We start from the raw sequence: 13,943 nt of genomic DNA on the forward strand, positions 1-13,943 counted from the left end.
GCCATCGCCGAGCGGGCCCGCGCCGCGGACGGCGCCGAGGGCGCCGTGCTGCGCGTGCACCCCACCCTGCTGCCCCGGGAGCACCCGCTGGCCTCGGTGCGCGGCGCCTTCAACGCCGTGTTCGTGGCTGTCCCTCGTGGCCTCCGCCGCCGTGGTGGAGCACCTGGCCGGGCTCGGCGCGGCCGCGCACCTGAAGTGGCCCAACGACGTGCTCGCCCCGGACGGCCGCAAGCTGTGCGGCGTGCTGGCCACCGTCGCCCCCGCCGCGGACGGGGGCGGCCCGGGGGTGGTCGTGGGCATGGGGGTGAACCTGGACCACCGCGGCGCCGCGCCCGTGGCCACCGCCACGGACCTGGCCGAGCAGATCGGCGCCGAGGCCGTGCCGGCGCCCCGGGAGCTGGCCGCCGCCCTGCGGGACGCCGTCGTGGGCGCCGCCGACCGGTTCGCGGTCGCCGTCGCCGGCGAGGCCGAGATCGTGGACGGGCGCCACCCGGCCGTGGCCGCCGTGACGCAGCGGCTGTCCACCCTGGGCCGCGAGGTCCGCGCCGAGCTGCCCGGCGGGGACGTGCTGGAGGGGACCGCCGTCGCGCTGGGCCCCGGCGGTGCCCTGCGCGTGAGTCATGTCACAGCGGACCGTGGCAGAATCGATACCGAGGTCAGCGCCGGTGACGTGGCCCATCTGCGCGGCGACGTCCACCGCGGCGCATGAGCGCCCAGAGAGGGTCAGGAGGTGACCGCCATGCGCCTGGAGCCCGGTGAACAGGTGATGGTGCGCACCCGCACCCACCCGCGCGCCCTGCTGCGCCCCGCCGCCGTCCTCGTGACCGTCGCGTTCCTGCTCGGCCTGGCCATGGGCGTGCTCGCGCGCCCGGACCTGCCCGGGATCCTCACGCAGAACCGCGCGCTGCTCGAGACGGCCGCGTGGGCCGTGGCCGTGCTCGCCCTGCTGCCCGGCGTGCTGCTGCCCGTGCTGCGCTGGGCCACCCGGCGCACCGTGGTGACCAGCCGCCGGATCGTGCAGCGCACCGGCCTCGGCGGGGGCGCGGACGCGGCAATGCCGCTCGTGTCCATCGCCGACGTGCAGCGCCGCCGTCGCGCCTCCGGCGCCGGGGACCTGCACATCCTCTTCCAGGAGCCCGCGCGCCAGGTCCACTGGCGCCTGCGCGACGTCCCGGAGGCCGCGCGCTTCGAGGAGGCGCTCGCCCACCTCACCCGCCAGGCGCGCGTCGCGAGCTGGCCCGCCCCCGCCCCCACAGGAGGCCCCCGATGAGCCGTGCGGAGACGCCGGAGACCGCCCCGCTGCCCATCATCGCCCCGGACGGCTCCGGCCCCGCGGATGCGCCCCGCCGCAAGGACCCGCACGACGAGCGCCGCGCGGACCGGCACGAGGACCGCCGGGGCGAGGCCGCCGCCGACCGGCTCGAGGAGGTCGACGCGCCCCCGCCCGGCGCCGGCTGGACCACGGCGATGCGCACGCTGGACGCCGGCCTCGTGGTGGGACCGCGGGCCTACACCGCCCGCGAGGTCGCGCAGCGGATGGGCGTGTCCACCGTCTCCGCCCGCAAGATCTGGCGGGCCCTGGGCTACCCCACCTCGCCGGAGGGCCACAAGGCGTTCACCGAGGCGGACGTGGAGGCCTTCGAGTCCGTCCTGGAGCTCGTGCGCTCCGGCGCCCTCAACGAGGACGCCGCGATCTCGCTGGCCCGCTCGATCGGGCAGATGACGGACCGCATGGTGGTGTGGCAGATCGAGGCGCTCGTGGAGGACAAGATCGTCTCCGAGGGCCTCACCGACCCGGAGGCCCGGCGCGCCGCCGTCGACCTGCTCCCCGAGATCGTCACCCCGCTGGAGCGGGCCATGCAGATCGTCTACCGCCGCCAGCTCAACCGCGCGGTGAAGCGCCTGACCGTGCGCGTGGAGGCCGGCCTGGCCGCGAGCGAGGAGGGTCGCGACGGTTCCGAGTCGGACTCGCCGCTGCCCCTGGCCCGCGCCGTGGGCTTCGCGGACATGGTCTCCTACACCACGCTCTCGCGGACCATGGACGACCGCACGCTGGCCCGGATGGTGCAGCGCTTCGAGACGCTCAGCGCCGAGATCATCTCCGCCGGCGGCGGCTGGCTCGTGAAGACCATCGGCGACGAGGTCATGTTCAACGCGGAGACCCCGGAGACGGGCGCCGCCATCGCGCTCGCGCTGGCCGAGGCGATCGCCGCGGACGACGAGCTGCCCTCCGCCCGCGTCGCCCTGACGTGGGGCCGCGTGCTCTCCCGCATGGGCGACATCTACGGGCCCACCGTCAACCTGGCCGCCCGGCTGACGTCGCTGGCGGATCCGGGTACCGTGCTGGTGGACGCCATGACCGCCGCGGCCCTGTCCCGGGACGAGCGCTTCGTGCTCGTCCCCCAGCCGCCCAGGATCGTCCGGGGGGTCGGGGAGGTCCGCCCCTCCCTGCTCCTCAACGGGTCGGCCCAGCCCCTGCTCGCCGACTGAACGAGGACCCCGTGGAGCCCAGCGCCGAGACCCCCGCCGCCGCACCGCGTCCGGAGGCCGCCGGAGCCACGCACGTGGGCGCGGTCCGCGAGCTCAACGAGGACGCCTGGACGCTCGTGGGGGACCCCCTCGTGCTGGCCGCCGTCGCGGACGGCATGGGCGGGCACGAGGCCGGCGAGGTGGCCTCGGCCGCCGCCATCGAGGTGCTGCGCCGCCGCGGCCCCGAGGTGCTGGCCCCCGGCGTGGCCCACACCCCCGAGGAGCTCGGCCACCTCGTCCACGAGGCCGACGCGGCCGTGGTGGCGGCCGGCGGCGGGCGCTCCGGCACCACCCTGACCGTGCTGGCCTGCCTGGACACGGAGCGCGGCCGCTGGGCCGTGGCGAACGTCGGCGACTCCCGGGTCTACCTGCGCCCGGCCGGCGCGCCCGTGCTGCAGCAGCTCACCGTTGACCACTCGGCCGTGCAGATGCTCGTGGACGCCGGTGAGCTCACCCCCGCGGAGGCGCGCGTGCACCCGCGCCGCAACGTCATCACGCGCGCCCTCGGCTCGCCCGAGCCGCTCACCGTGGACGTCGCCGAGATCCCCGTGGCCTCCGGCGACCGCCTGCTGCTGTGCAGCGACGGCCTGACCGGCGAGCTGCTGGACGAGGAGATCCGCGCCCTGATCGACGACGCCGACGAGCTCGAGGACGCCCTCGTGAAGCTCGTGGAGGCGGCGCTGTGGCGCGGCGGCCGGGACAACGTCACCGCCGTGCTCGTCCGGATCCCCTGACCCGGCTGCGGCGTCCGCCCCGGCGACTACGCTGACCCGGGTGAGCACCGCCAAGGAATCCGCCGCCCAGCCCGACCCGCAGGACATCCCCGCCGCGGGCCTGAGGGAGGAGTACGAGGACCTCGTGGAGCGCGTGCGGGCCGCCCGCACCGCCTACTACCAGGAGGACGCCCCCGAGCTCTCCGACGCGGAGTACGACGTCCTCTACCGCCGCCTCGAGGACCTCGAGGCCCTGCACCCCGAGCTCGTGTCCAACGACTCGCCCACCCAGGAGGTCGGCGGGGAGGTCTCGGAGGCGTTCGCCCCCGTTCGGCACGGGGCCCGCATGTACTCGCTCGAGGACCTGTTCTCCGTCGAGGAGCTCGAGGTCTGGTTCCGCCGGGCCGCGGACGCGCTCACGCAGGTGCGCCCCGGCGTGGCGCCCCGCTGGCTCGTGGAGGTGAAGATCGACGGGCTCGCCGTCGCGCTGCGCTACCGGGACGGGCGGCTCGTGCAGGCCGCCACCCGCGGCGACGGCGTCACGGGCGAGGACGTCACCGCCAACGTGCGCACCATCGGGGACATCCCGCACGAGCTCTCCGGCGAGGGCTGGCCCGCCGAGTTCGAGGTGCGCGGCGAGGTGTTCATGTCCTCCGCCGCCTTCGCCGAGCTCAACGCGCGCCGTGCGGAGGAGGGCCAGACGCCGTTCGCCAACCCGCGCAACGCCGCCGCCGGCGCCCTGCGTCAGAAGGACCCGGCGGTCACCGCGCAGCGCCCGCTGGCCATGTTCGTGCACGGCATCGGCTCGGTCGAGGCGTTCGGGCTGGACTCCCAGCACGAGGTGTACGACGCGCTCGCGGGCTGGGGCCTGCCCGTGAGCCCCTACACCCGCCGGGTGGAGGGCGCGGACGAGGAGGCGTTGGCCGCCGTCGTCGCGGTGATCGAGGAGTACGGCGAGCGCCGACACGAGCTGATCCACGAGATCGACGGCATCGTGGTCAAGGCGGACGCGTTCGCGGACCAGCGCTACCTCGGCCACACCTCCCGCGTGCCCCGCTGGGCCGCGGCGTACAAGTACCCGCCGGAGGAGGTGCACACGCTGCTGCGGGACATCGCGGTCTCGGTGGGCCGCACCGGACGGGTGACCCCGTTCGCGGTGATGGAGCCGGTCACCGTGGCCGGGTCCACCGTCTCCTTGGCCACCCTGCACAACCAGGACGTGGTCAAGGCCAAGGGCGTGTTGATCGGGGACACCGTGGTGGTGCGCAAGGCCGGGGACGTGATCCCCGAGGTCGTGGGCCCCGTGCTGCCGCTGCGCGAGAAGGCGATCGAGGCGGGCCGGGAGCTGCGCGAGTTCGTCATGCCCGCGCACTGCCCCTCGTGCGGCACGGCGCTGGCCCCGGCCAAGGAGGGGGACGTGGACCTGCGCTGCCCCAACGCCCGCTCCTGCCCGGCCCAGCTGGCCGGCCGCGTCGAGCACCTGGCCAGCCGCGGCGCCTTCGACGTGGAGGCGCTCGGCGAGGAGGCCGCCCGCTGGCTCGTCCAGGGCCCCGGCGAGGACCCGGCCGAGCACGAGGGACACGTGCGGCCCGAGGGCCCGGGCCCCATCACGGCGGAGGCGCAGATCTTCGACCTCGCCTCGGGCACGCCGGAGGAGATCACGGGCCCGCGCGGCGAGGACGGGCTGACGGACCTGCAGCGCTCTCTCGGCGCGGTGCGCGTGTGGCGCGAGGGCCGCACGAAGGTGGACGGCCGCATGGTGCCCTCGGGCGTGTTCACGCTCAAGCCGTACTTCTTCACCGCCGGCACCGCGAAGAAGCCGTCCGCGCCCACGGCCAACACGCTGCGCCTGTTCGACGAGCTCGAGAAGGCCAAGTCGCAGCCGCTGTGGCGCACCCTCGTGGCGCTGTCCATCCGGCACGTGGGCCCGACGGCGGCCCGCTCGCTGGCCACGGCGTTCGGCTCGATGGCGGCGCTGCGCGCGGCGGCTGAGGCCGGTGACCGGGACCGACTGGCCGAGATCGACGGCGTCGGCCCGATCATCGCGGACGCGCTCATCGAGTGGTTCGCCGAGGACTGGCACCGGGAGATCGTGGACCGGTGGGCCGCGGCGGGCGTGGTCATGGAGGACGAGCAGGACGAGTCCACCCCGCGCACCCTCGAGGGCCTGACCGTGGTGGTCACCGGCTCGCTCGAGGGCTTCTCCCGCGACTCCGCGAAGGAGGCGATCCTGGTGCGCGGCGGCAAGGCCTCCGGCTCCGTGTCCAAGAAGACCGACTTCCTCGTGGCCGGCGAGGCCGCCGGCTCCAAGCTGGACAAGGCGCAGTCGCTCGGGGTGACCGTGTTGGACGAGGCCGGGTTTGTGCGCCTGCTGGCCGAGGGCCCGGCGGCGGTGGCGCCGGCGGGCGAGGACGGCGAGGACGGTGCGGGCGACGACGGCGTGCCCGGGTCCGGCGCGGAGGCCGCGGCGGGCGCCGAGGCGGAGGCGACGGCGTGAGCGCCGCCGTCACCGTGCCGGGGCTGCTCGTGGTGGCCAAGGCCGCCGCGCGGGCCGGGGCGGACGTGCTGGCGCGGCGCTGGACCGGGCACCACCCGGCCGTGCCCCTGGGCCGGGAGGAGATCGGCGCCGAGACGAAGACCTCCGGCTCGGACTGGGTCACGGACTACGACCGCCGCGCCGAGCAGGCCGTCCGCGAGGTCCTCGTGGCCTACCGCCCGCAGGACGAGATCACGGGGGAGGAGTACGGTGCCACCGTCCCCGCCGAGCCCAGCGGGCTGCGCTGGTCCATCGACCCGCTGGACGGCACCACCAACTTCGTGCGCGGCCTGCCGCAGTTCTGCACCTCCGTGGCCGTGACCGGCCCGGTGGACGAGGAGACCGCCGCCCTGCTGGGCGTGCCCGCGGGCACGCCACGGTGGCTGGCCGGCGTCGTCGCCGCCCCGGCGCTGGGCCGCACCTGGTTCGCGAGCGCGGGCCGCGGCGCCTTCAGCACCGCGGACGCGACGACGGCCGGCGTGGACGTGCCCGACCGGGACGCCGCCCCGGTGCGGATCACCGGGCCCGTGCCCGGCCGCTCCGGACGGCTGCTCGCCACCGGCTTCGGCTACGACCCCGCCCGCCGGGCGATGCAGGTGCGCGCGCTCGCGGCCCTGCTGCCGGCCTTCGGGGACGTCCGCCGGATCGGCTCGGCCGCGCTGGACCTGTGCATGGTGGCCGACGGCACCCTGGACGCCTACGCCGAGTTCGGGACGCAGGAGTACGACTGGGCCGCCGGCGCCCTGATCGCCGAGGAGGCCGGGGTGCGCGTGCGCCGGCCGGCCTCGGGCGACGGCACGGCCCACCCCGACTGGATCGTGGCCGGGGACGTGGACGAGGCCGCGCTCGCCGCGGCGCAGGAGGAGACGGCATGAGACGACTCGTGGGAGACCCCTGGTTCTGGCCCGTGCTCTTCGGCTCCGCGGGGCTCGTGTTCCTCGTGTGGGGCACGTTGCGCCGGGACGTCGTGGTGCTCGTGGCCGCGCTGGCCATGCTGTGGATGCTCTGGCGCCACCTCCCGCAGCTGCGCGTGCGCTCCCGCCCGCTGGCCGGCGCGCAGGCGCATGTTCAGGCCGGCGGCGTCGTCGTGTTCTGGCGGCCCGGCTGCCAGTACTGCCAGGCGCTGCTACGCGACCTGGACCCCGCCCAGCGGGACGCCGTCTACTGGGTGAACATCTGGACGGACAAGGACGCGGTGCCCGTGCTGCACCGCCTGCACGCCGGCCGCGACGGGCACGCCCACGAGGCGGTCCCCACCGTGTGGGCGCGCCGCAAGGACTTCGCGGCCGCGGACGAGGCGTCCCGTTCCCGGCTCAAGGACATGCTCCGCGACGCCCGCCCCGCCGGCGGGCCCCGCACCCGAGAGGAAGGACCCCGATGACCGAGACCGCACCGACCGTGCCGACGCCGCCCGCGCGGCCGGTGGTCCGCCCGCTGCGCCCCGAGGACCACGAGGCGGTGGCCGCGCTGACCGTCGCCTCCTACGTGGACGGCGGCCACATCGCCCCCGGCTCCCGGTACGTCAAGACTCTCCGGGACGTGGCCGGCCGGGCCGCCCGGGCCGAGGTGCTCGTGGCCGAGGTGGACGGACAGGTGGCCGGCTCCGTGGTGCTCACCCCGCTGGGCTCGCCCATGGCCGAGACCGCCGCGCCGGGGGAGTACGAGTTCCGCATGCTCGCCGTCCACCCGGACCACCACCGCAGGGGTGTCGCCCGCACGCTGATGGCCGTGATCGAGGAGCGCGCCCGCGCCCTGCCCGGCATCGAGGCGATCGCCCTGACCACCATGCCCACCATGACCGACGCCCACCGCCTCTACGAGGCCCTCGGCTACGTGCGCGTGCCCGAGCGGGACTGGTACCTGCGGGACGTCATCCCGGACCTCGACCCCGCCGACGAGACCGGCCCCTTCCTCGTCTACCGGCTGCCGCTGGCCTGAGCCCGGCCGACGGCGGCGCGCCGGACGCGTGCCGCCGTCGTCGTGCGCCGCGCCCGCGTGGGGCGTCCGCCCGCGCCGCTAGACTCGGGGCCGAACCGCATCCGGCGAGAGCGCCGCCCCCGCACCCCCGCGTGCCCGGGCGGCGGACGCCGCAGCCCACGACGTCAGACGAGGAGATCCATGCCTGAGATCACCCGGGACCAGGTGGCGCACCTCGCGCGCCTGGCCCACATCCAGATGAGCGACGAGGAGCTCGCCACCGTCTCCGGTGAGCTCGAGCAGATCCTGGGGCACGTCTCGGCCGTGCAGGCCGCGGCGGGCGCGGACGTGCCGCCCACGTCCCACCCGATCGCCATGTCCAACGTGTTCCGCGAGGACGTCCCCGCCGGGATGCTCACCCAGGAGCAGGCCGTGGACCAGGCGCCCGACGCGCAGGACGGCCAGTTCAAGGTCCCCGCGATCCTGGACGGGGAGTGATCGGCCATGACGCAGACCTTCGACGCGACCGCTGAGCTCGCCGCGGACCAGCTCGTCCGCCTCACCGCCCTCCAGATGGCCGAGCGCCTGCGCGCCGGCACCACCACCTCCGTGGAGCTCGTCCAGGCCCACCTGGACCGCATCGCCGAGTTCGACGGCGACCCCCGCGCCGACGCCGCCGCCGACCGCGGCGTGCGCGCCTACCTGCACGTGAACGCCGAGGAGGCGCTCGCCGTCGCCGCCGAGGTGGACGCCATCCGCGCCGCCGGCGGCGCCGAGGCCGAGGCCCTGCACCCGCTGGCCGGCGTGCCCGTGGCCGTGAAGGACAACATCGTCACGCAGGGCCAGCCCACCACCGCCGCCTCGCGCATGCTGGACGGCTGGATGAGCCCGTACGACGCCACCGTGGTCACCCGGCTGCGCGAGGCCCGCCTGCCGATCCTGGGCAAGACCAACCTCGACGAGTTCGCCATGGGCGGCTCCACCGAGCACTCCGCGTTCGGCATCACCCGCAACCCGTGGGACCTGGACCGCGTGCCCGGCGGCTCGGGCGGCGGCTCCGCGGCCGCCGTCGCCGCCTTCCTCGCCCCGTTCGCCCTCGGCTCGGACACCGGCGGCTCCGTGCGCGAGCCCGCCGCCTTCACCGGCACCGTGGGCGTGAAGCCCACCTACGGCGCGGTCTCCCGCTACGGGCTCATCGCCATGGCGTCCTCGCTGGACCAGATCGGCCCCGCCGCCCGCACCGTGGCGGACGCCGCCGCGCTCCAGCAGGTCATCGGCGGGCACGACCCGCAGGACTCCACCTCCCTGGCCGAGGAGCAGGCGGACCTCACCGCCGCCGCCCGCGGCCGGGACCTGGCGGGGCTGCGCGTGGGCGTCGTGACCGACCTGCCCGCGGACGCGTTCCACCCGGGCATCCGGGCCGCGTTCGACGAGCACGTGGCCGCGCTGCGCGAGGCCGGGGCTCAGATCGTGGAGGTCTCCTGCCCCAGCTTCGACGCCGCCCTCGGCGCGTACTACCTGATCATGCCCTCGGAGGCCTCCTCCAACCTGGCCCGCTTCGACGGCGTCCGCTACGGCCACCGCGTGGTGCCCGACGGCGGCGGCACGATCGAGCAGGTCATGGGCGCCACCCGCGCCGCCGGCTTCGGCGACGAGGTCAAGCGCCGCATCATCCTGGGCACCTACGCGCTGTCCGCGGGCTACTACGAGGCCTACTACGGCTCCGCGCAGAAGGTCCGCACCCTCGTGCAGGAGGACTTCGCCCGCGCCTTCGAGCAGGTGGACGTGCTCCTCACGCCCACCGCGCCGACCCCAGCCTTCGAACTGGGCGCGAAGACGGGCGACCCCCTGACCATGTACGTCAACGACCTCGCCACCATCCCGGCCAACCTGGCCGGCATCCCCGGGCTGTCCCTGCCCGGCGGCGTCGTCGAGGGCCTGCCCTACGGCCTGCAGCTCATGGCGCCGGCCCGCGAGGACGCGCGTCTGTACGAGGCGGGCGCCGCGCTCGAGCGCCTCGTCGAGGACGGCCGCGACGGCCCCGTGTGGGCCCAGGCCCCCGAGCTGGAGAAGGGCGCGCAGCGCGCCGCCACCGCGACCACGGCAGGAGGCCGGGCATGAGCCACGCAGAGCAGACCATGGACTTCGCGGAGGCGATGGAGCGCTTCGACCCCGTGCTGGGCTTCGAGGTGCACGTGGAGCTGAACACCGCCACGAAGATCTTCTCCTCGGCGCCCAACGCCTTCGGCGACGAGCCGAACACCAACGTCACCCCGCTGGACCTCGGCCTGCCCGGCACCCTGCCGGTGCTCAACCGCGAGGTCGTGGAGTACGCCGTCCGCCTGGGCGTGGCCCTGGACGCGCAGGTCGCCGAGACCTGCCGCTTCGCGCGGAAGAACTACTTCTACCCGGACACCCCGAAGAACTTCCAGACCTCCCAGTACGACGAGCCCATCGTCTTCGACGGCCACCTGGACGTGGAGCTGGAGGACGGCGAGGTCTTCCGCGTGGAGATCGAGCGCGCCCACCTCGAGGACGACGCCGGCAAGCTCACCCACGTGGGCGGCTCCGGCCGCATCCAGGGCGCCTCGAACTCGCTCGTGGACTACAACCGCGCCGGCGTGCCGCTCATCGAGATCGTCACCAAGCCGATCGTCGGGGCCGGCGCCCGCGCCCCCGAGCTGGCCCGCGCCTACGTCACCGCCATCCGGGACATCGTCAAGGCGATCGACATCTCGGACGCGCGCATGGAGCGCGGCAACGTCCGCTGCGACGCCAACGTCTCCCTCATGCCCAAGGGCGCGACGGAGTTCGGCACCCGCACCGAGACGAAGAACGTGAACTCCACGCGCGCCGTCCAGCACGCGGTCACCCACGAGATCCAGCGCCAGGCCGCGCTGCTCGCCGCGGGCGGCACCGTGACGCAGGAGACCCGCCACTGGCACGAGGACACCCGCACCACCACCTCGGGCCGCCCGAAGTCGGACGCGGACGACTACCGCTACTTCCCCGAGCCGGACCTCGTGCCCGTGCACGTGGACGCCGCCTGGGTGGAGCGCGTGCGCGCCGAGATGCCCGAGCTGCCGGCCGTGCGCAACAAGCGCCTTAAGGCCGAGTGGGGCTACACGGACGAGGAGTTCCGCGACGTCGTCAACGCCGGCGTGCTGGACGAGATCGTGGCCACGGTGGAGGCCGGCGCCTCGCCCGCGGCCGCCCGCAAGTGGTGGATGGGCGAGATCGCCCGCCTGGCCAACGTGCGCGAGACCGCCGTCGCCGAGCTGGGCGTCACCCCTGCCCACGTGGTGGAGGTCGAGGAGCTGATCGCCGCGAAGACGATCAACGACAAGATCGCCAAGCAGGTGCTCGGCCTCGTGGCCGACGGCGAGGGCACCCCCAAGGAGATCGTCGAGGCCAAGGGCCTGGCCGTGGTCTCCGACGACGGCGCCCTCACCGAGGCCGTGGACGCCGCCATCGCCGCCAATCCGGACGTGGCCGAGAAGATCCGCGGCGGCAAGATGGCCGCCGTCGGGGCCCTGATCGGCCCCGTCATGAAGGCCACCCGCGGCCAGGCCGACGCCGGCCGCGTCCGCGAGATCGTGCTGGAGCGCCTCGGCGTGAGCTGAGCCGGGCCCGGCCGAGCCGAGCCGAGCCAGGCCGAGCCGAGCCGAGCCGAGCCAGGCCGTTCGGGGCGACTTGTGGGAGGTGTTCGACGCGAACACCTCCCACAAGTCGCCCCGAATGCGTGGGGGAGGGACGCGGGGAGCGCCCGCGTCTGAGGCACGTCGCCCGGCACTGCCGGCAGCCGGTCGGACGGTGCCGAGGGGCGGCACCTTTGAGCGGCGGAGACCGGGCAGTAGAGTCGTCCGCGTCCACGCCGACGCACCCGTCGCAGACCCCGCGAGAGGACCTCCCCACCCCATGAAGGCCCTGTACAAGTCCGGCCCGCACGCCGGATTCGAGTTCACCGAGCGTCCCGAGCCCGAGTGCGGCGCCCACGACGTGAAGATCCGCGTGTTCACCACCGGCATCTGCGGCACCGACCTGCACATCGAGGCGTACGACGCCGCCGCGCAGGCAATGATCCAGGCGCCGATGATCCCGGGGCACGAGTTCTATGGCGAGGTCGTGGAGGTCGGCGACCTCGTGGAGCACGTCGAGGTCGGCCAGCGCGTCTCGGGCGAGGGCCACGTGGTGTGCGGGATGTGCCGCAACTGCCGCGCCGGCCGCCGCCAGATGTGCATCAACACCGTCTCCGTGGGCGTGCAGCGCGACGGCGCGTTCGCCGAGTACGTGGTGATCCCCGAGGCCAACGTGTGGGTCCACAAGGGCGAGCACGTCACCCCCGAGCTGGGTGCGATCTTCGACCCCCTGGGCAACGCCGTCCACACCGCCCTGAGCTTCCCGCTCGTGGGCGAGGACGTGCTCATCACCGGCGCCGGGCCCATCGGCCTGATGGCCATCCCGATCGCCCGCCACGCCGGCGCCCGCTACATCGCCATCACGGACGTCTCCGCGGAGCGCCTCGAGCTGGCCCGCAGCATGGGCGCGGACGCCGCGATCGACGTCTCCGCCACCCGCATCCGCGAGGCCCAGCGCGAGCTCGGCCTGGCCGAGGGGTTCGACGTCGGCCTCGAGATGTCCGGCCGCGCGAGCGCGCTCCAGGAAATGGTCGCCAACATGAACCACGGCGGCAAGATCGCCCTGCTGGGCCTGCCAGCCGAGGAGATCGCCATCGACTGGCAGAGCGTGGTCACCCACATGCTCACCATCAAGGGCATCTACGGCCGTGAGATGTTCGAGACCTGGTACGCGATGGCCGCCATGCTGCAGACCAACGCCACACTGCGCGAGCGCGTCGAGTCCGTGGTGACCGACGTGATCGCCGCCCCCGACTGGAAGCGCGGCTTCGACGCCGCCCGTGCCGGCGCCACCGGCAAGATCGTCCTGGACTGGAGGAATCTCTGATGTACGCATTCAAGGACCAGCTGGCCGCCGAGCTCGACGAGCTGCGCGAGTCCGGCCTCTACAAGCGCGAGCGGGCCATCACCACCCCGCAGTCGGCGCATGTGAGGGCCACCGCGGCCGGCGCCGAGGACGGCGAGGCCCGCGAGGTGCTCAACTTCTGCGCCAACAACTACCTGGGCCTGGCCGACGACTCCCGCCTCATCGACTCCGCCAAGCGCGCCCTGGACGAGCGCGGTTTCGGCATGGCCTCGGTGCGCTTCATCTGCGGCACCCAGGACCGGCACCTGGAGCTCGAGCGTCGCGTGTCCCGCTTCCTGGGCACGGACGACACGATCCTGTTCTCCTCGTGCTTCGACGCCAACGCGGCCGTGTTCGAGCCGTTCTTCGGCCGCGAGGACGCCATCATCTCCGACGCCCTGAACCACGCGTCGATCATCGACGGCGTGCGCCTGTCCAAGGCCCACCGCTTCCGCTACGCCAACCGGGACATGGCCGACCTGCGCGCCCAGCTCGAGGCGACCAAGGAGCTCAACGACGGCGCCGGCGCCCGCCGGACCGTGATCGTCACCGACGGCGTGTTCTCCATGGACGGCTACCTGGCCCCCCTCGCCGAGATCTGCGACCTCGCCGACGAGTACGGCGCCCTGGTCATGGTGGACGACTCCCACGCCGTCGGCTTCATGGGGGACACCGGTGCCGGCACCCCCGAGCACGCGGGCGCCTCGGACCGGGTGGACGTCTACACGGGCACCTTCGGCAAGGCACTCGGCGGCGCCTCCGGCGGCTACGTGGCGGCCCGTAAGGAGATCGTGGACGTGCTGCGCCAGCGCGGCCGCCCCTACCTGTTCTCCAACTCGATCGCCCCGTCCATCGTGGAGGCCACCATCACCGCGCTGGACCTGGTCGAGGACTCCGCGTCCCTGCGCGCGCAGCTGTTCGAGAACGCGGCCCTGTTCCGCCGTCGCATGACCGAGGAGGGCTTCGAGCTGCTCGAGGGCGAGCACGCGATCATCCCCGTGATGCTTCACGACGCCGCCCTGGCCGCCCGGATGGCCGACGCCATGCTCGACCAGGGCGTCTACGTCACCGCGTTCTCCTACCCGGTGGTGCCCAAGGGCCAGGCGCGCATCCGCGTGCAGCTCTCCGCCGCGCACTCCGCCGAGGACGTGGAGGCCGCCGTCGCCGCGTTCGTGGCGGCCCGCGAGGCCGTCCAGGGCTGACCCCACGCACTGCCGTTTCGGGCGACTTGTCGGGGGTGTTTCCACGAAACACCCCCGACAAGT

At 74.5% G+C, this 13,943-nt stretch carries 13 protein-coding genes; all 13 read left to right on the plus strand.

Annotated elements, in window-relative coordinates; all coding sequences use genetic code 11:
* The first annotated feature begins 136 nt into the window (after positions 1-136).
* A complete protein-coding gene (locus NWP10_RS06190; RefSeq protein WP_258300242.1) occupies positions 137-709 on the plus strand; it encodes a hypothetical protein in 573 nt (190 codons plus the stop codon).
* A gap of 30 nt (positions 710-739) precedes the next feature.
* The gene (locus tag NWP10_RS06195; protein ID WP_258300251.1) at positions 740-1,270 is read left to right on the plus strand and encodes a PH domain-containing protein; all 531 of its coding nucleotides are present in this window, start codon (positions 740-742) and stop codon (positions 1,268-1,270) included.
* Positions 1,267-2,490, plus strand: a complete 1,224-nt coding sequence (locus tag NWP10_RS06200; protein ID WP_017489602.1) for an adenylate/guanylate cyclase domain-containing protein — start codon at positions 1,267-1,269, stop codon at positions 2,488-2,490. The genes NWP10_RS06195 and NWP10_RS06200 overlap by 4 nt, the downstream gene beginning before the upstream one ends.
* Positions 2,491-2,501: 11 nt before the next feature.
* Positions 2,502-3,263 carry a PP2C family serine/threonine-protein phosphatase gene (locus tag NWP10_RS06205; RefSeq protein ID WP_258300243.1) on the plus strand — a complete coding sequence of 254 codons (762 nt, stop codon included), beginning with the start codon at positions 2,502-2,504 and terminating at the stop codon, positions 3,261-3,263.
* A gap of 40 nt (positions 3,264-3,303) precedes the next feature.
* A complete protein-coding gene (ligA, locus tag NWP10_RS06210) occupies positions 3,304-5,739 on the plus strand; it encodes an NAD-dependent DNA ligase LigA (protein WP_258300244.1) in 2,436 nt (811 codons plus the stop codon).
* Positions 5,736-6,653 (plus strand): inositol monophosphatase family protein, encoded by a 918-nt coding sequence (locus NWP10_RS06215; protein WP_258300245.1) that lies wholly within the window; start codon positions 5,736-5,738, stop codon positions 6,651-6,653. The genes ligA and NWP10_RS06215 overlap by 4 nt, the downstream gene beginning before the upstream one ends.
* Positions 6,650-7,159: a hypothetical protein gene (locus NWP10_RS06220; RefSeq protein ID WP_258300246.1), complete on the plus strand. Its 510-nt coding sequence runs from the start codon at positions 6,650-6,652 to the stop codon at positions 7,157-7,159. Before NWP10_RS06215 ends, NWP10_RS06220 begins: the two co-directional genes overlap by 4 nt.
* Complete coding sequence (locus tag NWP10_RS06225) at positions 7,156-7,716, plus strand: GNAT family N-acetyltransferase (protein ID WP_258300247.1); 561 nt, start codon at positions 7,156-7,158, stop codon at positions 7,714-7,716. Before NWP10_RS06220 ends, NWP10_RS06225 begins: the two co-directional genes overlap by 4 nt.
* A 180-nt stretch (positions 7,717-7,896) precedes the next feature.
* Positions 7,897-8,193 carry an Asp-tRNA(Asn)/Glu-tRNA(Gln) amidotransferase subunit GatC gene (gatC, locus tag NWP10_RS06230; protein ID WP_017488799.1) on the plus strand — a complete coding sequence of 99 codons (297 nt, stop codon included), beginning with the start codon at positions 7,897-7,899 and terminating at the stop codon, positions 8,191-8,193.
* Between the two features lie 6 nt (positions 8,194-8,199).
* Entirely contained in the window at positions 8,200-9,816 is a 1,617-nt protein-coding gene (gatA, locus tag NWP10_RS06235) for an Asp-tRNA(Asn)/Glu-tRNA(Gln) amidotransferase subunit GatA (RefSeq protein WP_258300248.1), read from the plus strand.
* Positions 9,813-11,318, plus strand: coding sequence for an Asp-tRNA(Asn)/Glu-tRNA(Gln) amidotransferase subunit GatB (gene gatB, locus NWP10_RS06240; RefSeq protein ID WP_158495022.1), 1,506 nt, complete (start codon positions 9,813-9,815; stop codon positions 11,316-11,318). The genes gatA and gatB overlap by 4 nt, the downstream gene beginning before the upstream one ends.
* Positions 11,319-11,613: 295 nt before the next feature.
* The gene (gene tdh, locus NWP10_RS06245) at positions 11,614-12,660 is read left to right on the plus strand and encodes an L-threonine 3-dehydrogenase (RefSeq protein WP_258300249.1); all 1,047 of its coding nucleotides are present in this window, start codon (positions 11,614-11,616) and stop codon (positions 12,658-12,660) included.
* Entirely contained in the window at positions 12,660-13,880 is a 1,221-nt protein-coding gene (locus NWP10_RS06250) for a glycine C-acetyltransferase (protein ID WP_258300250.1), read from the plus strand. Before tdh ends, NWP10_RS06250 begins: the two co-directional genes overlap by 1 nt.
* Positions 13,881-13,943: the final 63 nt, after the last annotated feature.

Origin of the sequence: Micrococcus sp. HG099 (assembly GCF_024723355.1) — a bacterium.
Taxonomy (GTDB): Bacteria; Actinomycetota; Actinomycetes; order Actinomycetales; family Micrococcaceae; genus Micrococcus; species Micrococcus endophyticus.

Bases quoted from the DNA above. Each gene is read 5' to 3' on its own strand.
- NWP10_RS06195 (WP_258300251.1), top strand. From the start codon at position 740: ATGCGCCTGGAGCCCGGTGAACAGGTGATGGTGCGCACCCGCACCCAC.
- NWP10_RS06200 (WP_017489602.1), top strand. From the start codon at position 1,267: ATGAGCCGTGCGGAGACGCCGGAGACCGCCCCGCTGCCCATCATCGCC.
- NWP10_RS06220 (WP_258300246.1), top strand. From the start codon at position 6,650: ATGAGACGACTCGTGGGAGACCCCTGGTTCTGGCCCGTGCTCTTCGGC.
- NWP10_RS06225 (WP_258300247.1), top strand. From the start codon at position 7,156: ATGACCGAGACCGCACCGACCGTGCCGACGCCGCCCGCGCGGCCGGTG.
- gatC (WP_017488799.1), top strand. From the start codon at position 7,897: ATGCCTGAGATCACCCGGGACCAGGTGGCGCACCTCGCGCGCCTGGCC.
- gatA (WP_258300248.1), top strand. From the start codon at position 8,200: ATGACGCAGACCTTCGACGCGACCGCTGAGCTCGCCGCGGACCAGCTC.
- gatB (WP_158495022.1), top strand. From the start codon at position 9,813: ATGAGCCACGCAGAGCAGACCATGGACTTCGCGGAGGCGATGGAGCGC.
- tdh (WP_258300249.1), top strand. From the start codon at position 11,614: ATGAAGGCCCTGTACAAGTCCGGCCCGCACGCCGGATTCGAGTTCACC.
- NWP10_RS06250 (WP_258300250.1), top strand. From the start codon at position 12,660: ATGTACGCATTCAAGGACCAGCTGGCCGCCGAGCTCGACGAGCTGCGC.